Source organism: Inquilinus ginsengisoli, assembly GCF_031453975.1.
Classification (GTDB): Bacteria; Pseudomonadota; Alphaproteobacteria; order DSM-16000; family Inquilinaceae; genus Inquilinus; species Inquilinus ginsengisoli_A.
The window spans coordinates 104,609-126,122 of sequence record NZ_JAVDPW010000009.1; the positions used below are offsets into that span (position 1 = coordinate 104,609).

Annotated in this window: 22 protein-coding genes; 15 read left to right on the plus strand and 7 right to left on the minus strand. The window is 70.4% G+C overall.

Going from position 1 to position 21,514, the window contains the following annotated elements; genetic code table 11:
• Window positions 1–4 precede the first annotated feature (4 nt).
• Window positions 5–556 carry a D-alanyl-D-alanine dipeptidase gene (ddpX, locus tag E9232_RS24515; RefSeq protein WP_309798468.1) on the minus strand — a complete coding sequence of 184 codons (552 nt, stop codon included), beginning with the start codon at window positions 554–556 and terminating at the stop codon, window positions 5–7.
• Window positions 557–625: 69 nt separating this feature from the next.
• Here ddpX and tsaB point away from each other — a divergent pair, with 69 nt between their 5' ends.
• Together tsaB and rimI are read left to right on the plus strand one after the other, a co-directional pair.
• The gene (gene tsaB / locus E9232_RS24520) at window positions 626–1,309 is read left to right on the plus strand and encodes a tRNA (adenosine(37)-N6)-threonylcarbamoyltransferase complex dimerization subunit type 1 TsaB (protein WP_309798469.1); all 684 of its coding nucleotides are present in this window, start codon (window positions 626–628) and stop codon (window positions 1,307–1,309) included.
• Window positions 1,306–1,776, plus strand: a complete 471-nt coding sequence (gene rimI / locus E9232_RS24525; protein WP_309798471.1) for a ribosomal protein S18-alanine N-acetyltransferase — start codon at window positions 1,306–1,308, stop codon at window positions 1,774–1,776. The genes tsaB and rimI overlap by 4 nt, the downstream gene beginning before the upstream one ends.
• A 252-nt stretch (window positions 1,777–2,028) precedes the next feature.
• Here rimI and E9232_RS24530 read toward each other — a convergent pair whose 3' ends face one another.
• Window positions 2,029–2,925 (minus strand): methyltransferase domain-containing protein, encoded by an 897-nt coding sequence (locus tag E9232_RS24530; RefSeq protein WP_309798473.1) that lies wholly within the window; start codon window positions 2,923–2,925, stop codon window positions 2,029–2,031.
• A 102-nt stretch (window positions 2,926–3,027) separates the two neighbouring features.
• On the opposite strand from E9232_RS24530, the gene E9232_RS24535 reads away from it, so the two are divergent.
• The 6 genes from E9232_RS24535 (at window position 3,028) to E9232_RS24560 (ending at window position 8,321) form a co-directional block, all read left to right on the plus strand.
• Entirely contained in the window at window positions 3,028–3,771 is a 744-nt protein-coding gene (locus tag E9232_RS24535) for an SDR family NAD(P)-dependent oxidoreductase (protein ID WP_309798475.1), read from the plus strand.
• Between the two features lie 123 nt (window positions 3,772–3,894).
• Window positions 3,895–5,619: a gamma-glutamyltransferase gene (gene ggt, locus E9232_RS24540; protein WP_309798477.1), complete on the plus strand. Its 1,725-nt coding sequence runs from the start codon at window positions 3,895–3,897 to the stop codon at window positions 5,617–5,619.
• Between the two features lie 9 nt (window positions 5,620–5,628).
• Window positions 5,629–6,381, plus strand: coding sequence for a ComF family protein (locus E9232_RS24545; protein WP_309798479.1), 753 nt, complete (start codon window positions 5,629–5,631; stop codon window positions 6,379–6,381).
• Between the two features lie 110 nt (window positions 6,382–6,491).
• Window positions 6,492–6,761: a glutaredoxin 3 gene (grxC, locus tag E9232_RS24550; protein WP_309798481.1), complete on the plus strand. Its 270-nt coding sequence runs from the start codon at window positions 6,492–6,494 to the stop codon at window positions 6,759–6,761.
• 23 nt (window positions 6,762–6,784) lie between these two features.
• Window positions 6,785–7,636, plus strand: a complete 852-nt coding sequence (locus E9232_RS24555) for a carbon-nitrogen hydrolase family protein (protein ID WP_309798483.1) — start codon at window positions 6,785–6,787, stop codon at window positions 7,634–7,636.
• Window positions 7,637–7,646: 10 nt separating this feature from the next.
• The gene (locus tag E9232_RS24560; protein ID WP_309798485.1) at window positions 7,647–8,321 is read left to right on the plus strand and encodes a DUF2278 family protein; all 675 of its coding nucleotides are present in this window, start codon (window positions 7,647–7,649) and stop codon (window positions 8,319–8,321) included.
• A gap of 7 nt (window positions 8,322–8,328) precedes the next feature.
• Here E9232_RS24560 and E9232_RS24565 read toward each other — a convergent pair whose 3' ends face one another.
• Window positions 8,329–11,388 (minus strand): hypothetical protein, encoded by a 3,060-nt coding sequence (locus E9232_RS24565; protein WP_309798487.1) that lies wholly within the window; start codon window positions 11,386–11,388, stop codon window positions 8,329–8,331.
• 331 nt (window positions 11,389–11,719) lie between these two features.
• Between E9232_RS24565 and E9232_RS24570 the strand changes: the two genes are divergently transcribed.
• The 4 genes from E9232_RS24570 to E9232_RS24585 all read left to right on the plus strand — a co-directional run bounded on the left by E9232_RS24570 (window position 11,720) and on the right by E9232_RS24585 (window position 14,984).
• Window positions 11,720–12,082, plus strand: coding sequence for a VOC family protein (locus tag E9232_RS24570; RefSeq protein WP_309798489.1), 363 nt, complete (start codon window positions 11,720–11,722; stop codon window positions 12,080–12,082).
• A complete protein-coding gene (locus E9232_RS24575; RefSeq protein WP_309798492.1) occupies window positions 12,079–12,522 on the plus strand; it encodes an EVE domain-containing protein in 444 nt (147 codons plus the stop codon). The genes E9232_RS24570 and E9232_RS24575 overlap by 4 nt, the downstream gene beginning before the upstream one ends.
• A complete protein-coding gene (locus tag E9232_RS24580; RefSeq protein WP_309798494.1) occupies window positions 12,519–12,986 on the plus strand; it encodes a MarR family winged helix-turn-helix transcriptional regulator in 468 nt (155 codons plus the stop codon). Before E9232_RS24575 ends, E9232_RS24580 begins: the two co-directional genes overlap by 4 nt.
• A gap of 111 nt (window positions 12,987–13,097) precedes the next feature.
• Window positions 13,098–14,984, plus strand: coding sequence for an ABC transporter ATP-binding protein (locus E9232_RS24585; protein ID WP_309798496.1), 1,887 nt, complete (start codon window positions 13,098–13,100; stop codon window positions 14,982–14,984).
• 45 nt (window positions 14,985–15,029) lie between these two features.
• Here the strand turns inward: E9232_RS24585 and E9232_RS24590 are convergent, their stop codons facing one another.
• The 4 genes from E9232_RS24590 to E9232_RS24605 all read right to left on the minus strand — a co-directional run bounded on the left by E9232_RS24590 (window position 15,030) and on the right by E9232_RS24605 (window position 18,055).
• Window positions 15,030–15,590, minus strand: coding sequence for a methyltransferase family protein (locus E9232_RS24590; protein WP_309798497.1), 561 nt, complete (start codon window positions 15,588–15,590; stop codon window positions 15,030–15,032).
• Between the two features lie 96 nt (window positions 15,591–15,686).
• Window positions 15,687–16,376 (minus strand): gamma-glutamylcyclotransferase, encoded by a 690-nt coding sequence (locus E9232_RS24595; protein ID WP_309798499.1) that lies wholly within the window; start codon window positions 16,374–16,376, stop codon window positions 15,687–15,689.
• Complete coding sequence (locus E9232_RS24600) at window positions 16,373–17,377, minus strand: Gfo/Idh/MocA family protein (protein ID WP_309798500.1); 1,005 nt, start codon at window positions 17,375–17,377, stop codon at window positions 16,373–16,375. Before E9232_RS24600 ends, E9232_RS24595 begins: the two co-directional genes overlap by 4 nt.
• A gap of 84 nt (window positions 17,378–17,461) precedes the next feature.
• Window positions 17,462–18,055, minus strand: a complete 594-nt coding sequence (locus E9232_RS24605; RefSeq protein WP_309798502.1) for a class I SAM-dependent methyltransferase — start codon at window positions 18,053–18,055, stop codon at window positions 17,462–17,464.
• Between the two features lie 38 nt (window positions 18,056–18,093).
• On the opposite strand from E9232_RS24605, the gene E9232_RS24610 reads away from it, so the two are divergent.
• From E9232_RS24610 to E9232_RS24620, 3 genes are all read left to right on the plus strand, one after another.
• A complete protein-coding gene (locus E9232_RS24610) occupies window positions 18,094–18,537 on the plus strand; it encodes a DUF1178 family protein (RefSeq protein ID WP_309798503.1) in 444 nt (147 codons plus the stop codon).
• A 108-nt stretch (window positions 18,538–18,645) separates the two neighbouring features.
• A complete protein-coding gene (locus tag E9232_RS24615) occupies window positions 18,646–20,136 on the plus strand; it encodes a hypothetical protein (protein ID WP_309798505.1) in 1,491 nt (496 codons plus the stop codon).
• On the plus strand, window positions 20,133–21,083 hold the full coding sequence (locus E9232_RS24620) for a Wzz/FepE/Etk N-terminal domain-containing protein (protein ID WP_309798507.1): 951 nt from the start codon (window positions 20,133–20,135) through the stop codon (window positions 21,081–21,083). Before E9232_RS24615 ends, E9232_RS24620 begins: the two co-directional genes overlap by 4 nt.
• Window positions 21,084–21,514: the final 431 nt, after the last annotated feature.

A 21,514-nucleotide genomic window follows, 5' to 3' on the forward strand; every position in this document is an offset into this window, starting at 1 on the left:
GCGACTATAGCATCCCCGGGTTCAGCGCACTGTCCGACAGCCGGGGATAGGCGGCGGCGCCCGGCAACTGGTAGTGCCACCATTCGAAGGCATAGCTTTCCCAGCCGGTGACCGCCATCAGCCCGGCCAGCAGCACCCGGTTGCGCTGGGCCTCGGCCGGGATGTCGGGGCTGGCGTGATGCGACCGCTCGTCGATCTCGTCGAAGCCCGTGCCCATGTCCAGCACCCGCCCGTCCGGATCCTGCAACGTCAGGTCGACCGCCACACCGGCATTGTGGTTCGACCCGCCGCGCGGATCGGCGACATAGCGCGGGTCGGGCAGTGCCTCCCAGAACCGCCACTGCGCCTCGATCGGCCGGAAGGCGTCGAGGATCCGCAGGCGCAGCCCGATCGCCCGGGCCGCCGCCGCGGTCTTTCGCAGCGCCGCCGCCGCTTCGGGGTGGAGATAGCAGGCCGCCCGGCGGTAGATGATGCGCCCGGTCAGGTTGTCCGGCGTGGCATAGCGCAGATCGATCTCGACGTCGTAGGCTTCAGGACGAATTTCCGTGAGCAGCATGATGGGTCCAGCAAGGGCGGCGGGCGGCAGAAGGGCTAGCACGCCGGGCGGATGCGCGGGAGGCGGCGCGTGATCGTGCTCGGCCTCGACGCGGCCGGCGCCGGCTGCGGCGTGGCGGTGCGGCGCGACGGCCGGGTGGTGGCCGCCCGCACCGAAGCGATGGCCCAGGGCCATGCCGTGCGCCTGGTGCCACTGGTGCTGGAGGTGCTGGCCGAAGCCGGGGTGGCGGTGGCGGAGATCGACCTGTTCGGCGTCACCACCGGCCCCGGCTCCTTCACCGGGCTGCGGGTCGGGCTGGCCACGGTCGGCGGATTGGCACTCGGCGCCGGCCGGCGGATCGTCGGCATCCCCAGCTTCGATGCCGTGCTGGCCGATCTCGATCCGGTCGCCGACGGCACCATCCTGGTGGCCCTGAACGGCCGCCGCACCGAACCCTTCGCCCGGATGTTCGATGCCGCCGGCCGGCCGCTGCTAGGGGCGCTAGCAGGGCCTTTGTGCCTGCCCGCCGCCGATCTGGCGGCGCTGATCCCGCCCGGGCCCCTGACCGTGGCCGGCGACGGCGCCGACCTGCTGCTGCCGGCGGTGGCCGGGCGGGCGGGGGTGCGGCGCGCCGGGCCGCCGGCGATCGATCCCGCCACCGTGGCCCGGCTGGCCGAGGCGCGGGCCGACGAGGCGCGCGAAGGCCCGCCGCCGCCGCTCTATGTCCGCCCGCCCGACGCGGTGCCCCTGGCGGACCGCGTGTCGAAACCGTGACCGCACTGCGGGTCGTCCCGGCCGGTGCGGCCGAGGCCGGGGTGCTGTCGGCCCTGTACGAGGCCGGCTTCGGCGAGGCCTGGGTGGCGCAGGAGCTGGCCCGGCTGCTGTCCAGCCCCGGCGTCTTCGCCCTGATCGCGCTCGATGTGGCCGATGAGCCGGTCGGCTTCGCGCTGGGCCGGGTGGCGGCGGACGAGGCCGAGATCCTGTCGATCTCCCTGCTGCCGGCGCAACGCCGCCGGGGCGGCGGCCGGCTGCTGCTCGACGCGCTGGTCGCCCGCTGCGCCGCGGCCGGGGCGGCGGCGCTGTTCCTCGAGGTCGCGGTCGACAATGCGGCGGCGCTGGCCCTGTACCGCCGCGCCGGCTTCCAGGAGGCCGGGCGGCGCAAGGGCTACTACAAGGTCGGTGACGCCGCGGTGGATGCGCTGGTCATGCGGCAGGAGCTGGCGCCGGGCAACGGCGCGTAGCCTCTCCCGCTTGCAGGACCTCTTCAAAATAATCGGAGGCGGCTCTTCTTTTGTCCCCCCTCCCCTTGCGGGAGGGGGGTAGGGGGAGGGGTCTGCGCGCGTCCGCGCGAAGGCCTCAAAAGATTAGGCTGAGCAGGATTGCCAGTGCCCGAGCCGGCTCGGGCGGCGGAAACCCCCTCCCCCTACCCCCCTCCCGCAAGGGGAGGGGGGACTTATTTTGAGCCGCGCCGCGAGTCGAGGCGACGTAAAGGGCTACTGCCGGGTCGGCCGCAGCACCTCGGCCAGGGACCGGGTGGCGCTGCCGCGGGGCAGGGGCTTCTGCTGGCTGTCATGCGGCGACCAGCCGGCCAGGAACAGCACCTCGAAGCTGGCCGGGATGCGCCCGTCGGGCTCGGCGAAACGCTCGGCGTAGCGGGCGGCCACGGTGGGCCAGAAGCCGCGCGGCGGCGGCGCCGGGTTGCGGTTCAGCCCGGCATTGGTCTCGCCCATGCCGCGCAGGTCGGCGAACAGGCGGAAGGCGTTCTCATAGGTCACCGTCACCGTCTCGGCATCGGCCACCGGCAGGGCGAAGCCGGCGCGCTGCAGCAGCCCGGCGGCGTCGCGCAGGTCGGCGAAGGGGGAGAGGCGCGGGCTGGCGCCGCCCAGCAGTTCGGTCTCCGCCTCGGTCAGGGCGACGCGCAGCTCGGCCAGGGTGCCGGCGCCCAGCATCGCCGCCAGGAACAGCCCGTCCGGGCGCAGCGACTGGCGGATCTGCAGCAGCGCCCCGGGCAGGTCGTTGACCCAGTGCAGCGACAGGTTGGACAGCACGAGGTCCAGCGAGCCCTCGCCGAAGGGCAGCAGCTCTTCGTCGCAGGCCAGGGTCGGCCGTCCGTTGGCGGCGGCCCGGCCGGCCAGGGCCGGCGACAGGTCGGCCTGGACCAGCGTGCCGACGCGGTCGGTGCCGGCCAAAGCGCGGGCCACGGCGCCGTCATGGCAGCCGAGGTCGAGCGCCGCCGGGAAGCGGCGGCTGACGTCGAGCAGCCGGTCGGCCAGCATCGCCGCCACATGGTCGAACAGGAAGCCATGCTCGGCCAAGCCCGGCGCCGCCCGGTCGCGCCGCCGGCGCACCAGCGCCCGGTCGAACACCATCATGCCGTCGGAAGTCGTCATGGCGCGCACTATAGGGGCAGCCGCTGCGGGCCGCGAGCCGCGCGGCGCTCGACGGGCGCAGCCCGGATCTGTACCGATTGGGGGGCTGCAGGGAGACGGGCGATGGGCGGAAGCGACAGGCCGGTGGCGCTGGTGACAGGGTCGACCTCGGGGATCGGCGCGGCGGTGGCCCGGCGCCTGGCCGCGGAAGGCCATATGGTGGCGCTGCATTCCCGCGCCTCCGCCGCGGCCGGCGAGGCGCTGGCGGCGGAGCTCGGCGCCAGCTACACCGCGGCCGACCTGGCGACGGATGACGGCCCGGCCGCGCTGGTCCGGGCCGTGCTGGCGCGGCACGGCCGGCTCGACGTGCTGGTCAACAGCGCCGGCATCACCGCCACGGTGCCGCATGCCGACCTGAAGGGCGCGACCGCCGAAATCTGGCGCCGGCTGCACCAGGTCAACGTCATCGCCCCCTGGCTGCTGGTGGCCGAGGCCGAGGGGGCGCTGCGCGAGGCAGCGGCGCGCGGCCGGCCGGCGGCGGTGGTCAATATCGGGTCCCATGCCGGGACCCGGCCGAAGGGCGCCTCGATCCCCTATGCCGCGTCGAAGGCGGCGCTGCACCACATGACCCGGCTGCTGGCGAAGTCCCTGGCGCCGGCGATCCGGGTCAACGCCGTCGCCCCCGGCCTGGTCGACACGCCGATGACCGCGAGCTGGGTCGAGGCGCAGCGCCTGTGGGCCGAGGGGTCGCCGATGCGCCGCGCGGCCCGGCCGGAGGATGTCGCCGACCTGGTCTTCTCGCTGGTCCGCTCCGACTACGTCACCGGCGAGGTCGTGATGCTGGATGGCGGCCTGAACCTGATGTGAGGCCGGCATCCGGGATGTGAAAAGCACATGAGAGCCATGACGCCGCGTTTTCGCGTGCCTATGTCTTGGGCAGCCGTGCCCGGCCGTGGAATACTCGGGCGCGGCGAGGATCGGGGAGAGAGCATGCGCTGGACCGGCTCGAGGGCCCTTTTGCTGTGCGGCGTCCTCGGGGCCGGCGTGCTGCCCGCCGCGTCGGGATGGGCGGACACATCCGCCGTCGTCGCCAAACAGTTCCTGGTCACCACCGCCCACCCGCTGGCCGCCCAGGCCGGCTACGACGTGCTGGCCGAGGACGGCACCGCGGTCGACGCCATGGTCGCGGTGCAGCTGGTGCTGAACCTGGTCGAGCCGCAGTCGAGCGGCATCGGCGGCGGCGCGCTGCTGCTGCATTTCGACGGGGTGACCGGCGACCTGAAGACGCTCGACGGCCGCGAGACCGCGCCGCGGGCGGCCGACAGCCGCATGTTCCTTGGGCCGGACGGCCAGCCGCTGCCCTTCTACGGCGCCGTGGTCGGCGGCCGGTCGGTCGGCACGCCCGGCACGCTGAAGCTGCTGCTCGAGGCGCATCACCGCTGGGGCAAGCTGCCGCTGGAGCGGCTGTTCCAACCGGCGATCGACCTCGCCGAGGGCGGCTTCGCGGTCTCGCCGCGCCTGGCCGGGCTGCTGGCCGGCGACACGGTGGAGCGGCTGAAGGCCGACCCGACGGCGCGCGACTACTTCTTCCCCGGCGGCCAGCCGCTGCAGGCCGGGCAGGTGGTGAAGAACCCGGCCTTCGCCGAGACCCTGCGGCTGATCCTGAGCGACGGGGGCAAGGCCTTCTACCAGGGGCCGATCGGTGCCGACATCGTCGCCGCCGTGCAGGGCGCCGCGGGCAATCCCGGCCGGCTGGCGGCGGAGGACCTGGCGGCGTATCGCGTGGTCGAGCGCCAGCCGCTCTGCACCGCCTACCGCCTGTGGCAGGTCTGCGGCATGGGGCCGCCCAGCTCCGGCGGCATCGCCGTGGGCCAGATCCTCGGCCTGCTCGAGCATTTCGACATGAAGGCGATCGGGCCGGACACGGCGGATGCCTGGCACCTGTTCGCCGAGGCCGGGAAGCTGGCCTATGCCGACCGCGACCGCTATGTCGCCGATGCCGACTTCGTCTCGGTGCCGGTGCCGGGGCTGATCGACGACGGGTACCTGACGGCGCGGGCGCAGGCGATCTCGCTCGACCGCGCGGCGGCGGTGCCGGTGGCGCCGGGCAACCCGCCCTGGCGCAAGGCGCAGGAATGGACCTCCGACACCTCTGCCGAGCCGCCGGACACCAGCCAGGTCTCGATCGTCGACGCCGACGGCAGCGCGGTGTCGCTGACCACCACGATCGAGGGCAATTTCGGCTCGCATCTGATGGTGCGCGGCTTCCTCCTCAACAACGAGCTCACCGACTTCTCCTTCCTGCCCGAGGCCAATGGCCGCCCGGTGGCGAACCGGGTGGAGCCGGGGAAGCGGCCGCGCAGCTCGATGGCGCCGACCATCGTGCTCGACGCCGAGGGCCAGCCGGTGCTGGTGATCGGGTCGCCCGGCGGCGCCCGCATCATCCCCTATGTCGCCGAGGCGATCGTCGGCGTGCTCGACTGGGGGCTGGACATGCAGCAGGCGATCGACCTCGGCCACGTCGTCAACCTCAACGGCCGCACCGAGCTCGAGGCCGGGACGCCGGTGGCGGGGCTGAAGGACGCGCTCGCCGCCCGCGGCCATGACGTGACGGTGACGGAGCAGAGCAGCGGGCTGCAGGGCATCGAGATCACCAAGTCAGGCCTGGTCGGCGGCGCCGACCCGCGGCGCGAGGGCGTCGCGCTGGGCAAGTGAGCCGCGGCGATGCGCCCATGGCTCCGGCAGGCCGGGACCGCGGTGCTCGATGCGGTGCTGCCGCTGCGCTGCCTGTCCTGCGGCGCCGAGATCGCGGCGCCGGGGGCGCTGTGCTCCACCTGCTGGGCCCAGCTGGATTTTCTCGGCCCGCCGCAATGCCGCTGCTGCGGCCTGCCCTTCGAGCATGCGGCGGCGGCCGGGGCGGGGGAGGATCCGGTCTGCGCCGGCTGCCTCGCCCATCCGCCGCTGTGGGACCGGGCCCGCGCCGCCGTCCTGTATGACGATGCCAGCCGCAAGCTGATCCTGGCCTTCAAGCATGGCGACCAGACCCATGCGGCACCGGCCTTCGGCCACATGCTGGCCCGGGCCGCGGCACCATTCCTGGCCGAGATCGACCTGATCGCGCCGGTGCCGCTGCACCGCTGGCGGCTGCTGCGGCGGCGCTACAACCAGGCGGCGCTGCTGGCGCTGGCCCTCGGCCGCATCGCCGGCCGGGCGGTCGCCCCCGACCTGCTGCAGCGCCGCCGGTCGACGCCCAGCCAGGGCGGCCAGGACCGCAACGCCCGGCGCCGCAACGTCGCCGGGGCCTTCGCGGTGCGGCCCGGCCGTGAATCCCTGGTGGATGGGCGCCGCATCCTGCTGGTCGACGACGTGCTGACCACCGGCGCCACCATCGACGAATGCGCCCGGGTGCTGCGGCGCCAGGGCGCGGCCGGCATCGACGTCGTCACCCTCGCCCGCGTGCCTCCGCCGGGCGGGTAAAACGGGGCTTGAGGCCGCGTCCAGCGAATGGGGGCTATTCGCCGCTGGCGGAACCACTGGCATCCGCCGCCGAAAATCCTCATATTCGGAGGACTCTTCGGAGGAACCGCATGCCCGACGTTACCGTCTACTCCAGCCCGTTCTGCCCTTACTGCTACATGGCCAAGAAGTTGCTCACCCAGAAGGGCGTGAACTTCGAGGAGATCGATGTGGTGGCCGAACCATCGCGGCGCGAGGAAATGCGCCAGCGCGCCGGCGGCCGCAACACCGTGCCGCAGATCTTCATCGGCGCCACCCATGTCGGCGGCAATGACGACCTCCAGGCGCTGGACCGCGCCGGCAGGCTCGACCCGCTTCTCGCCGAGACCGCGCCGGCCTGACCGTCCCGCTCCGAGGGCGCCGCATGACCCGCTTCACCGCCGCCTGCGTCCAGCTCAATGTCGGCACCGAGATCGAGCCGAATCTGGAGCAGGCAGGGGTGTTGATCCGGCGGGCGCGCCATGCCGGGGCGGATCTGATCGCGACGCCGGAGAACACCGACTTCATCGTCCGGGGCCGCGACGCCATCCTGGCCCGCGCCCTGCCGGAGGCCCAGCATCCCGGCCTGCCCTGCTTTGCCGGGCTGGCGCGCGAGACCGGGGCGACGCTGCTGGTCGGGTCGCTCGGGATCAGGCTGCCGGGCGGCAAGGTCGCCAACCGCTCCTACCTGTTCGGCCCGTCGGGCGAGATCCTGGCGCGCTACGACAAGATCCACATGTTCGACGTCGACCTCGCCGGCAGCGAACGCTACCGCGAGAGCGCGATCTTCGACCCGGGCGACGAGGCGGTGGTCGCGCCGCTGCCCTGCGGCGGCACGCTCGGCCTGACCGTCTGCTACGACCTGCGCTTCCCCTATCTGTACCGGGCGCTGGCCCAGGCCGGGGCGGACATCCTCAGCGTGCCCTCCGCCTTCACCCGCAAGACCGGCATGGCGCATTGGCATGTGCTGATGCGCGCCCGGGCGATCGAGACCGGCAGCTTCGTCATCGCCCCGGCCCAGACCGGCGCCCATGACAAGGGCCGCCTGACCTACGGGCATTCGCTGATCGTCGCCCCCTGGGGCGAGGTCCTGGCCGATGCCGGCGAGGATGTCGGCTTCGTCACCGCCGAGATCGACCTGGCGCGGGTGGCGGAGGCGCGCAGCGCCGTGCCCGCCCTGCTGCACGACCGTCGCGTGGCGCCGCCGCGCCCACCGTTGCGCGCGGCCGCGGGGTAGCCCCCGGCCCATGCCCATCGAACGCTATGGCGTGCTCAAGGGGCGGCCGGTCGACCGCCGCCTCGCCACCGATGACTCCGACCACTACCAGATCCGGGTCGATGACGGCGCCCGCGACCATCGCATCGCCATCAATGTCCGTGGCTCGTCCTGGCCGTCGCTGGTCGAATACCTTCTCGACACCGATTTCGACCATGTGCTGACCGCGCAGGTCGCGGCGCTGCCCCTGGGCCTCACCCTGATCGCCCCCGGGCTGGGTCTCGACTATGTCCGCCAGGCGCTGTTCGACCGTTCGCACATGCGGCCGCTGCCGGCGACGCGGCCGGGGCCGGACAACGACCTGAACGAGAAGATCGACAGCATCGTCGCCCGCGCCATCGGCGAACCCGGGGCCATGCTCTACGCCTTCGGCGAGCCGTTCGGCCCGGACCCGGTGACCGACCGCACCTTCGGCTTCACGCCGTCCCGCGGCATGCACGACGTCCACATGAACCAGGGCAGCCCGGAGGGGCGGTTCCTCGGCGACAACGGCCTGGGCCAGGACGGCGCCGTGCTGGTGTCCTTCCCGCAGGGGCGCTGGTCGGCGCTGTTCCTCAAGTTCCAGTCCCAGGCCTGGCGCACCGACGACGCCACCGGGCATCCGCGCCAGCCGGTGCGCGCCCGGCAGCGCAGGCTGCAGGACTGACAGCCGTTCAGTTGCCGGCCAGCACCAGGTTGAAGGGCTGGATCCCCATCTGGAACAGGGCGTCGTTGAGCGCCTTGACGCTTTCCTTGATCGGATGCTGGTCCCACTCCTCGTAATGCATCTTGATCAGGGTCGCGACCCGGTCGGCATCCCTCGGCGACAGGGCGTTCAGCCAGCCGACCATCTTCTGCTCGGACAGGCCTAGATACTTGAACGACTTGGTCAGGAACGGGCCGGCCGTCGGCGGGTCGTCGTCGGTCGAGGTGGCGTGCTTGGCCAGCTGCTCGGCGATCTCGGGCCTCACATTCATCGCCTGCAGCCAGTCGCTGTCGGCCCCGTCGAACTCATGGGAATGCTCATAGGCACCGACGCCGTAATTGATGCCGGCCGCGATCAGCATCAGCACGGCGCCGACCCCGGTCCAGGCCGCGGCGCTGAGCCCGAGGATGGTGCCGGCGCCCGCGCCGACCCCCGCCGAGACCCCGGCCTCCATCGCGCCGGGGCCCATCAGGAAGGCGAGATCCCCGGCCGCGCTGAAGGTGTAGGCCAGGCCGCGGATCTTCTCCGGCGTCTGGTCCGAATTCCAGTACTGCACGGCATTGGCGGTATCGAGGCCGAAATAGGCGAAATCGGCCATGTCCCGCAGGATCGGGCTCAGCACGCCCTGCTTCAGCCCGTTCTTCAGCTTGTCCGGCATCGACAGCCCGTCGACCTGCCCGGCCAGCCGGTTGTAGCTCTGCCGGATCAGGCTGTTGTCGCCGCCGGGGGTGAACCGGCCCTTGAACCAGCCGTCGCCGAGGGCGGCGTTGCCCAGCTGCGACACCGACATCAGGCCGTGCATGATGGCGTAGGACCCGTCGGCCAGCAGGTTGCCGCTCTGGGCGAAGCCGGCGGCGGCGAAGACCGCGTTCTCGCCGAACATGATGCCGCTGACGCTCGATGACAGGCGCCCCAGCGCCCGGGCGTTGAAATGCTCGCCGTTGGGCCCCTTGAAGCTGCCGTCGGGCTGGACCGTGAACTCCTTGCCCAGGACCAGGCCCTTCAGCGCCTGCTTGGCGGGGCTGCTTGCGATCTTGGGGTCGGCCAGGGCGATGTTGGTGACCAGCTTGGTGGATTGGTAGACGACGTTGCGGACCGAGCGCTGGACCCACAGCGTGTTGGTCGGGGTCACCTGGCTGCCGCTGCCGCTCAGATCCGCGGCGGGGGTGGCGGCGACCGCGGCCTTCACGCTGTTCTGCTTCAGGTTGCCGAAATCGGGGCCGTTCTTGATGCCGCCCTTGCTGTCGAAGCCGGGCGTGCCCTTCAGCACGTCGTCATAGCCGGCAACGGTGGCGGCGATGCTCTGCGCGATCTCGGTCTTGTCCTGAAGCTGCTGGCCGTCCTTCTCGATCTGGTCGGTCTCCTTCGGGTGCTTCTGCAGCACCGTCTGGATGTATTTGTCGATCTGGGCGCTGTCGCTGTTCCCGCCCCAGTCCCGGATGGCGACGCCGAGGAACTTGGCGTGGTCCAGCGCCGTATTCTTCAGCGACTCGATCGAGCCGTTGAACTTGGTGATGCCCTCCGTGGCGGTGTACAGCGCGCCCTGCGACAGCAGCGGGTTGCTGTCCTTGGCCTGGGCGGCGATCGACAGCGACAGGGCCACATCGCCCTTGCTGGTCGCGTCGAGCGCGGTCTGGTAGTAGCCGAAGGGCAGCTGGAACACGTTCTGCTGCGCGCCGCGCTGCACCGGCTGCTTCGATTCCGCCACGACATAGCCGGCGATCCGGTCGACCGCGGCCCGGCCGTCGCCCTTCTTGCCGCCATCGGCATAGGTCGCGTGCTGGCAGGCCGCGGCCAGGTCGGCCATGACCCGCGAGGCGTGCTGCACCTCCGGGCTGCCCGGCGACATCACCATCGCCTGGGGGTACTTGGACACATCGTGCACGATCGACTGCGCGGTCGACTGCACCGTCGGGTCGTTCATGATCGCGATGACCTGGGCCGGCGTCGCCGTCTTCGGGTCGGTCACCTCGTTCAGCTTCTTGGCCGCCGCATCGGCGCCGCCCTGCCTGTAGGCGTCGGCCACCGCCTTGGCCGGCCGGTTGACCAGCACCTCCTGCTGCGCGTCCAGGCTGCCCTGCCTGATCGCGTCGGCCAGGCGCGGGTCGCCGCCGGTATAGGTCATGTAGACTCCGGTGCGGCCGGTGATCGACCCCAGCGCCGTGCTGCCGGTCTGGCCGTCGGCGGCGGCGATGAACTGGGCCGCCGCCTCCTTGCGCAAGGCGTTGTAGGTCGGGTCCGAATCCTTGGCCTTGGGGTCATAGGGCGTCGGCGACTTGGCGGTCTGCAGCAGCTTGCCCAGCTGGTCCTCGGTCCGGCCCTGGCCGATCAGCTGGCGCGAATACAGGTTCTCGGCGTCGGCGACGGCGTCCTTGAACACCGGGTCGTTCGGGGCCCGCGCGGCGATCGGCGCCGCCAGCGCGGCGACATCGGGCACCGCCTGCTGGGTGCCGGCATATTGCAGCTCCTGCACGATCGTCGCCGTCAGGTCGCCCTTCAGCTCGGCCGCCCTCTCCGGCGCCAGCACCTTGATCGAGGCGTCGGCCAGCTCCTTGCGCTGCTGCTCCAGGAAGCCCAGCCGCGTCGGATCGAGCACCAGGATGGTGTCGCCCTTGTCGCCCGGCTGCAGGTGGTGCGACGCCTCGGGCGGGTTGGCCGGGCGGTTACCGAAGGCCTGCAGGTCGAGGGTCGGGGTCGCGGCCAAGTTGGCGCGCAGCAGCGAATCGTCGTTGTCCTGGCTCAGGTCGACGCCGGCGCGGCGGTAGATGTTGTAGGGATTGTCCCCGTCATGCAGCGGATGATAGGTGGCGATCCCGGCGGGCGGCTCGTCCGGGCCGAACACGTTGTCGGCCGCGTCGTCGCCCGGCTTCGGCGTCACCGGGGCGGTGACGGGCGGCACCTGGGGCGGATCGGCCGGGGCGTATTTCGCCTGCTGCACCGCCAGGTCGAAGGTCGGCTGGTCGCGCTTGATGGCCGGCTGCTGCAGCAGCCAGGGATACCGCGGCTTCTCGGCGATCGGAGACACCATCGCGACCTTCCTTTCCCATGCTGGGATACGGCTTGGGAGATCGGGCCAAAGACGACGCCGGGCCGAGATCTCCGAGGCGGCAGCAAAACTGCAACAATTCCGATCATCCAGATTTCCGGCCAATGATCAAGGCCAAGCATCCGCTGGATGATTGGCCTGTGCCGTGTTGTCGTCCGATCGCCGGTTGGCCTCGGTGCGGCCGAGAAATATTGGATTTGATCGAATTTCGGACAGGATCGGCCGAATTCCATTGAATCGGCGCAGCAGGGAAATCGGTTTGCAGGCTGGTCACAATACATAGTATACGTGTTGTGACTAATGGAGATGTCCTATGCCCGAACTCGGTTTCATCCTCCTCTATGTCGACAGCCCGGCCGCCAGCGCGGTGTTCTATGCCGACCTGCTGGGCCGCAAGCCGGTCGAGACCTCGCCGACCTTCGCCATGTTCCCGCTGCGCGAGGGCGTGATGCTCGGCCTGTGGTCGCGCCACACGGTCGAGCCGGCGGCCCAGGCCGCGGGCGGTGGCGGTGAGATCGCCTTCATCGCCGAGGACGCCGACGCCGTCCATGCCGATTGGGTGCGGCGGGGGCTGGCCATCGCCCAGCCGCCGACCGACATGGATTTCGGCCGCACCTTCGTCGCCCTCGATCCCGACGGCCACCGCCTGCGGGTCCTGGTCCCGTTCGCTCCATGACCCGGCATTGGGTCGCCGTGGCCAGCCGCGATCATGTCCGGCGCGGCGTCGCGGGCGGCTTCGCCCAGGTGTCCCACGGCAAGGCCGGGCCGCTGGCGCGCATGGCCGAGGGCGACTGGATCGTCTATTACGCGCCGACCCACACACGGGGTGGGCCGGATCCCTGCCGCGCCTTCGTAGCACTCGGGCGGATCGCCCCTGGCGTGCCCTACCAGGTCGAGATGACGCCGGACTTCCACGCGTACCGCCGCGACGTCGCTTGGCAGCCGGTGCAGGAGGCGCCGATCGCGCCGCTGGTGCCGGACCTGTCCTTCCTGCCCGACAAGCAGCGCTGGGGCTATCCCTTCCGCCGCGGCTGCTTCGCGGTGCCCGAGGCGGATTTCCAGCGCATCGCCGCGGCGATGGCGGTCCCGGCCGAAAGGGAGGGGCAGGGCGCATGACCACGGATTGGACCGGGATCACCCGCCATGCCGGGCCGGAGGACAGCCCCGGCTTCCTGCTCTGGCAGGCCTCGACCGCCTGGCGCCGGGCGGTCGAGGCGGCGCTGGCGCCGCTCGACCTCACCCATCCGCAATTCGTCGTGCTGGCGGTCACCGGCTGGCTGACGCGGGACGGCGCGGCGGTCGCCCAAGTCGAGATCGCGCGCTTCATCCGGCTCGACGCCAACACCGTGTCGCAGGTGCTGAAGGGGCTCGAGCGCCGGGGCCTGGTCAGCCGCCGTCCTGGCACCGACGAACGGGCCAAATCTCCGGCGCCGACCGAGGCCGGGGCGGACCTGCTGCGCCAGGCGGTGCCGGCGGTCGAAGCGGCGGATGCGGCGTTCTTCGCGCGGCTGGGCGACCGTGCCGGCGACGCGCTGGCCCTGCTGCGCCGGCTGGGATCGCCGGCCGGCGAGGTTGCCTGAGGCCCGCCGCTCCCGCATACTGCGGCGCTGACCGATCCCAGGAGAGCAAGATGACGACGTTCATGTCCCAGCAGAAAGGAGTTCCCGCCTCTTGCAAGGACATGACGATTCATGTTGTCCCGAATTCGGAGATCGCCGGCGCGTCGAGACGCCGCCTCTAGCGACCTCGCTCTCCTCCCGCACAGCACCGCTGCCGACGACGTCCAGCCCGCCTCTCCGCTGACGCGCCGCACCGACCGCGACGTCCCGCGTGCCGTCGCCCGGGCGCGGCTGCGCAAGTTCCTGTCCGCCTACCGCCCGCACATCCCGCTGCTGGCGGCCGACCTGTTCTGTGCCGTCGTCGTCTCGGCCACGGCGCTGATCCTGCCGCTCGGCGCCAACATCGTGACCCGGCGGCTGACCGGCCTGGATGCCGCCCCGCAGGCGCTGGACGAGGTCTACATCCTCGGCGCGGCGATGCTCGCCGTGGTCCTGCTCCAGGCGCTTGCCGACCTGTTCGTCGACTACCAGGGCCATGTCATGGGCGCGAAGATGGAAAGCGCCCTGCGCCGCGAGCTGTTCGGGCACCTGCAGAAGCTGTCCTTCAGCTTCTACGACCGCGAGCGTACCGGGCAGCTGATGAGCCGGATCACCAACGACCTGTTCTCGCTGGGTGAGCTGTACCACCACGGGCCCGAGGACCTGGCGATCGCGGTGCTGAAATTCGCCGGCGCCATCGCCATCCTGGCCTGGATCGACCTGCCGCTGGCCCTGATGATCATGGCCGTGCTGCCCTTCGCGGTGGTCTACGCGCTGCACTTCAACCGCCGCATGAACCGGGCGCTCGAGCTCAGCAAGCAGCGCATCGCGGCGGTCAACGAGCGGGTGGAGGATTCGCTCGCCGGGATCCGCGTGGTGCAGTCCTTCGCCAACGAGGATGTCGAGAACCGGCGCTTCGAGGTGCAGAACGCCGCCTTCCTTGACAGCCGCCGCGCCGGCTATCGCAGCGAGGCCTTCTTCTCGATGGGGACGGAGACCTTCCCGCAGCTGATCACTGTGGTCATCATCGTGGCCGGCGCGGTCCGGGTCGCCGAAGGGCAGCTCGCCATCGCCGACATGCTGACCTTCCTGCTCTGCGTCGCGGCGCTGGTCGACCCGGTGAAGCGGCTGGCGAATTTCGCCCGGCTCTGGCAGGAGGGCTACACCGGCTTCACCAGGATGATGGAGATCCTGGAGATCGAGCCGGACATCCAGGACCGGCCCGGCGCCACCGTGCTGGCCCGGCCGCGCGGCGCGATCTCGTTCCGCGACGTCGGCTTCCGCTACGAGGACGACCGGCCGCATGTCTTCCGTAACCTCTCGCTGGACATCCGGCCCGGCGAGTTCGTCGCCCTGGTCGGCGCCTCGGGCGGCGGCAAGAGCACGCTGTGCGCCCTGATCCCGCGATTCTACGAGGCGACCGAGGGCCGGATCCTGATCGACGGCACCGACATCCGCGACGTCACCCTGGCGTCGCTGCGGCGGGCCGTCGGGGTGGTGCAGCAGGACGTCTACCTGTTCGCCGGCACGGTGGCGGAGAATCTGCGCTATGGAAGGCCGGACGCGACCGAGGCGGAGATCGTGGCGGCGGCCCGGGCGGCCAATGCGCATGACTTCATCACGGCGCTGCCGGACGGCTACGACACCGATATCGGCCAGCGCGGGGTCAAGCTGTCGGGGGGCCAGAAGCAGCGCCTGACCATCGCCCGGGCCTTCCTGAAGGACCCGGCGGTGCTGATCTTCGACGAGGCCACCAGCGCGCTGGACAACGAGAGCGAGCGGGCGGTGCAGGCGGCGCTGCTGGACCTGGCGCGGGACCGGACGACGCTGGTGATCGCCCACCGGCTGTCCACCGTGCGCCACGCCGACCGCATCCTGGTCCTGAGCGACCAGGGCATCGTAGAGCAGGGGACGCATGCCGAGCTGCTGGCCTCCGGCGGCGCCTATGCCGGCCTCTACCGGGTGCAGGCCAGCTTCTGACGGGTGTCGGCCGCCCGCAGCTTTCGGGGGCTGCGGGCGGCCGGATCACCACAGATACGGCACCAGCCGGGCGGTGGCGCGGCTGTAGGCGGCATAGGCCGGGCCGAAGGCCTCGGCCATGAACCGCTCCTCGATCGCGGTCTTGCGGATGAAGGCGATGGCCATCAGCGCCAGCGCCACCAGCCCGGCCCAACGGTCGATGGCGATGGCGGAACCGGCCGCGGCCAGCAGCATGCCGGTGTAGATCGGGTGGCGGACCAGGGCGTAGGGACCGCTGCGGACCAGCTCGTGCCCTTGTTTCACGGTGACCGTGCCGCTCCAGTTGCCGGCCAGGCGCAGCCGCGCCCAGACGGCGAAGCCGAGGCCGAGCGCCACCAGCACGGCGCCGATGATGTCGAAGCCGGCCATGCGCGGCAGGATCGGCAGCGCCAGCACCGGGCCGGCCATGGCCGGCTGGACGAGCAGCGCGACGGCCAGGGCCAGCGGCAGGATGTGGGACAGGCGCGAGGCCGCGGATTCCCGGCGGGCCGTCGGCTTGGTGCCGAAGGCGGCAAGGAACCAGTAGACGAGCCAGGCCGCCCACAGGCCGTTGATCAGGATCGCCACGGCATCCTCCGTGCTCAATCGTCGGGCGATGCTAGCCAAACCGGCTGTCCGCGGCCAGCCGGCCGCGACCTCGGTTGCGGCGAGGCGTGAAGCCGCCTACGCGCCGATCGCCGCGATGCGCCGGGCCAGCGCCTCCAGCCCGTGGTCGCGGATGCCGAGTTCGGCCAGATGCTCGAAGGTGGAGCGGAAGTACTCGGCGCAGCTGCCGAGCTGGCCGCAGGCGCCGGCCAGCACCCGGGCCGTCTCGTCTTCCGACAGCCGGCCGGCGTAGCGCGGCTGGGTGCGGTTGATGGTGAAGGTGATGGCCCGCACCGGCCCATCCTCGGTGGCGGCCGTCACCCAGCGCGGGGTGTAGGAAGCGGTGACCATCTCGCGCCGCCAGATCAGGTCCAGCTCCTCATGCACAGCGTCGGCGGCGATGCGGAAGGCCACGCCGCGGCAGGTGCCGCCGCGGTCGAGGCCCAGCACCAGCCCCGGCCGATCCGGCGTGCCGCGGCCCAGCGCCGTCCACAGGCAGAAGCGGCGGTGCCAGCCATGGATCAGGCCGGTCCGGCGCTCGACGAAATGGAAGGCCGGATTCCAGATCAGCGAGCCATAGGCGAAGACCCAGACGTCGCCGGTCGCCCCTTCGGCGTCCAGCATCGCCCGGCGTGAGTCCGCCAGCGCCTCGAAGGACAGCAGCTTGGCCGTCGGGTCGCCGGCCGCGACCATGCGCTGCAGCACGCCGTCCTTCAACGTCTCACGGGTGATGGCGGTGGTCTGAATGACCGACGGGGCGTCGCTCACGGCGTCTCCCACCGCCCCGAGGTGGCGGAGCGGAAGACGGCGTCGATCACCCGCATGTTGGCCAGGGTGTTCTCCAGCGGCACCGGCTGCTCGCTCTTGTTCAGGATCGCCTCGGCGAAGGCGGTGGCCGCCAGGCCGTACTGGTCGCAGACCGGGATCTCGACCGGCTTGATGCCCTCGCCGAACAGGCTCGACCCGTCATCGACCAGCAGCCGGCAGGGCCGGTCGTTGGGGGCGTTGAACGGGATCTCGACCTCGATCCGGCCCTTGGTGCCCAGGAAGTGCATGCGCTGGTAGCCGGGAAGCTGGGTGGAATAGACGAAGCTGGCCTGGATGCCGTCGAAATCCAAGAGCGCGCTGCCCAGCCGGTCGACCTTGAACACCGGGTCGCGGTCCAGCAGCGACACCACGCGGCGCGGCTCGCGCCCGGTGACGAAGCGCGCGGTGGTGATCGGGTAGCAGCCGATGTCCAGCAGTCCGCCGCCGCCGATATCCGCCTTGTTGCGGATGTTGTTGGGGTCGATGTTGCGGTAGGTGAAGGCGCCGGTGATGGCGCGCAGCTCACCGATCGTGCCGTCCTGGACCAGCTCCCGCACCCGCAGCCATTGCGGGTGGGTGCGCACCATGAAGGCTTCCTGGATGCGGCGGCCGCTCTTGTCCCGCGCCGCGATCAGCTGCTTCGCCTCGTCGGCGTTCAGCCCGATCGGCTTCTCGCACAGCACATGCTTGCCGGCCTCGACCGCCTTGATCGTCCATTCGACATGCAAATGGTTCGGCAGCGGGATGTAGACCGCGTCGATCTCGGGGTCGGCCAGCAGCGCCTCATAACTGTCATAGGCGACCGGAAGCCCGTATTTCGCGGCGGCGGCGGCGGATTTTCCGGCCGATCGCGACGCGATGGCCTTGACCCGGCAATGCGGCGCCCGGGTCAGCGGCGGCACGACCTTGTCGTTGATCTTGGCGGCGCCCAAGACGCCCCAGACGATCGTTCCTACGGCCACGCCCTGTCTCCTCTCGATCGGAAAAGCCCGACGTTTCACACATCCGCGACGATCCTAGACGGTCTCGGCATCGCGGAGGAGCGCTCAGGGCGCAGGCACAGGATGCGGTTCGGGCGACCCGGCCAGCGCCGCGACCGGCGCGAGATCGGCGACGGCGCACAGCCGCTGCACCACCCCGGCCCGCGGCGATGCCACCTCGCCATGCTCATAGGCCACCACCTGCAGCCGGCCGCGCACCGCCTCCAGCAGCTCGCCGGCCTGCAGCAGATGCGCCGGCGTCGCCGGCCGGCCGAAGCGCTGGTGACCCTGGGCGAAGGTCTCGTAGATCAGCACCCCGCCCGGCGCCAGCGCGTCGGCCAGCACCGGCAGCAGCGGCCGGTGCAGGTAGTTGGTGACGACGATGCCGGCGAAGCGCCGCCCGGCAAAGGGCCAGGGCCCGGCCTCGATGTCGGCGGCGACGATCTCGATGCCCTCGGTGCCGGCGAGGTCGCCGACGCCCTGCAGGTCGATGTCGACGCCGGTCACGGCATGGCCGCGGGCCCGGAAATGGCGCAGGTGGCGGCCGCCGCCGCAGGCCAGGTCCAGCACCGGCGCGGTCCTCGGCACCAGCGGGGCGAAGCGGGCGACCCAGGGAGAAACGAGGGGGATATGCAGCAGCGGCGGGGCTGGGAGCGTCATTTTCTTTGCGGCTGGCGGTGGAGCATCGTATGACAATTATGGAGCATGGAACGCGAATGATATTGTACGAGTTGCGATGCGAGGCCGGCCACGGCTTCGAGGCCTGGTTCCGGAACAGCGGCACCTACGATGCGCAGGTGGCGGCCGGCGAGGTCAATTGCCCGGTCTGCGGCAGCGCCGCGGTGGAGAAGGCGCTGATGGCGCCGGCGATCGCCAAGCGGTCCGGCGGTGACGGCAATGCGCGTCGCACCCACACCACCATGGCCGATGCGCGCCGCGAGCTCGAGGCCCTGCGCCAGAAGATCGAAGAGAACTGCGAGTATGTCGGCGATCGCTTCGCCGATGAAGCGCGCAAGATTCATTACGAGGAAGCGGCGCATCGCGATATCTATGGCGAAGCGACCGAGACCGAGGCCCGTGAGTTGGAAGAGGAAGGGATCGGCGTCGCCCGCATTCCCTGGGTTTCTCGCACCGATTCCTGACCAGGTCCGCGGCGGCTTCCTTCAATTCTGGCGGTTTCATGACGGTGTCTTGCTGACCGCGCCCGTGCGGTTCGCATCTTGTCACCGCCGTCGCCAGCCGCTACTGGGTTGTCCATCGACGATCGCTCGGGGTTCGACCGATGGTCGCCGGGGCGTGCCCACGACCGATGGCGCGGTATAATGAACGTATGTCTTTTAGCGAACAATTACCGGACCCTGCTGTTCGAGAAGATCGCGCGCGGTCTCGAAAAGAACGGGACCCGGGTCTTCTGGATCGCATCCAGCCGGCGCTGGGCCGACACCCTGATCGGGATAGGCACGCCTGCCGACAGGATTCTGTGCCTCGCCGACTTCAAGGATGAATGGAAGCAGGGCCGGGCGTCCGATCCGGCCGATCCGTCACTGACGCTGCTGGAGGCGGGCGGGGTCGGCGCCAACGAAGTGATCATGATGGACCGGGAGCTGCGCTACCAGCCCTATGCCAAGGCCTACCTGGCCGTGATCGCGCGTGAGATCTCCCGCTTCCTCGAAGCCCATGACATCCGGGCGGCCTTCGGCGAGCAGACCTGGGCCTTCGAAGTGGCGACCGCACTGCTGTGCAAGGCCCTGGGGCGGCTGTATCTCGCCCCGTTCACCGTGCGCGTCCCGGCCGACCGGTTCGGCTTCTTCATCGGCCACAACAACGTCGAGCTGTTCGAGTTCCGCAAGCCGGACCGGGCGGATCGCGAGGCGGCCGAGGGCATCCTCGAGCAGCTGAAGGGCCGCTCCTACCGGCCGTACTATTTCCATATCAACAACAAGATCCAGTTCTTCCGCCGGCACTGGCTGGGCGAGATCGCGCTGCAGCTGTCCTCCAAGGTCAGCGCCGGGGACGAGACCCTGCCGCCCTTCACCCGCCGTGCCAAGTGGCGCCTCAAGCGGATCGTCAACACCTATCGCACCCGCTGGCAGAAGCCCTTCGAGCGCGACCTGGTGGTGGGCGAGCGGCCCTTCGTGCTGGTGACGCTGCACATGCAGCCGGAATCGTCGATCGATGTCATGGCGCCGCGCAAGGCCGACCAGCTCGACAACATCCGGGCCCTGTCGCGGGTGATCCCGCATGGCTGGGAGATCTACGCCAAGGAGCATTCGAACGCGATCGGCTTCCGCCCCCCGCAGTTCTACGACGAGCTGCGGCAGATTCCGGCGGTGCGCCTGATCGACCCCTATGCCGACACCTTCCAGCTGATGGAAGCGTCGCAGCTGGTATTGTCGCCATCCGGCACCGTGTGCTTCGAGGCCGGCCTGCTCGGCCGCAAATCGGCGACCTTCGCGCCGATGTTCTTCGACCCGGTGATGACGCCGGGCACCATCGATCTTCCGTCGCTGAGCCGTGCGGATTTCGACCGCCTGATGGAGCGGAACGACACCAGGGGCCGGATCGATCCGGTCAGCTTCCTGGCCTGGGTTCAGGCCCAATCCTTCCCCGGCCGCGCCGGTGACCTGAGGAGCGATCCGGCCACCATGGCCGAGGGCAACATCGCCGCCTTGACCGATGGCTTCATGACGCTGCTCCATGCCCTGGATGCGCGCGAACAACCGAATGCGAGTGTGGCATGAACGTCACGACCCAAAGCCCTCTCGGCATGGACCATGAGATCGCGGACGCCGCCCCGCGCAACAGGACCGACGCGAACTTCGCGCAGGACCTGGTTGCGGCGGGCTGGGCGCGCCGTTGGCTGGTGGCGCTGGTGGTGGTGATCGCCATCGCCCTGGGTGTCGGCTTCGTCATGATCTCGCCTGTCCGCTACACCTCGCGGCTGGTCATCATGCCGACCGAGGCGTCGCAGCAGCTCTCGGATCTCCTCCGCAATGCCGGGGGATCGGTGATCGCCAATTCCCTGGGCAGCCTGACCGGCAGCGAGCAGGTCACCTATTTCGACCGCTTCACCAAGCAATTGACCGCGGTCGGCACCGCCACGGCGCTGAAGACGCATCCCGGCCTCGTCGAAAACCTGATGGATCTGCGCTGGAACGACGACAAGAAGATCTGGGAGAGCACGTCGTTCACCACCCCGATCAAGGCGGCCCTCGGTCTCGAGACCTCGGTGGACACCAGCGCGCAGGTCGTCGCCGAATTCCTGCGCAAGGCCTTGGCGCAGGAACAGGACCGGGATTCGCCGATCATGACCCTGTCCATCGACGCCCAGGACGCCGAGGTGGCGAAGCAGGCGCTGAACTCGCTGTACCAGTACAGCGACGACCAGATCAAGCAGTCGATCTACCAGCAGACCCAGAGCAAGCTCGAATATCTGCAGCGGCGGCTGACCAGCGTCACCGTCAACGACTACCGGCAGACCCTGATCAGCCTGATCCTCGATCAGGAAAAGATCCTGATGCTGATCCAGCCGAACCTGCCCTTCGCCGCAGAGGCGCTGGAGCAGCCGGAGATCCTGTCGGAGCCGAGCTCGCCGAAGAAGGGCCGCATCCTCGCGCTCTCGGCGGTGATCGGCCTTTTCGTCGGGATGGGCATCGCCTACCGCCGCGAGCGCAAGCGCCGGGCCTGAGCCCGTATTCCCCACTTTCCCTGCCTCATGCGTCGCCTTGTGGCGAGACGGATGGGGGGCGGGACGCGAAAAGCGTATCGGTTGGGTGCGTCGAACGGCTGGTTGGATGCCACCGCATCGCACTGCGCCGCTCTCCTGCCCGTCGGCATTTTGAACCGGCGCGGGACGCAGGGAGTGTGGGAAATACGGGCTAGCGCCGGCTGATTTCAGGTCAGGTCACGCTAGAAGGGCTTGCACTTGGCGTTGCCTCTCCCGCTAGGCGGGACCTTTTCAGAACGGCCTTCCACCCTTCCGCCGTCATTCCCGCGAAAGCGGGAATCTCTTGCAGATCAACGGTCTACGAGATCCCCGCTTTCGCGCGGATGACGAATCGAGGATTTCTGAAAAGGTCCCGCCAGGCGAGAGAGGCCACGCAGAAGACGCTTGGCATC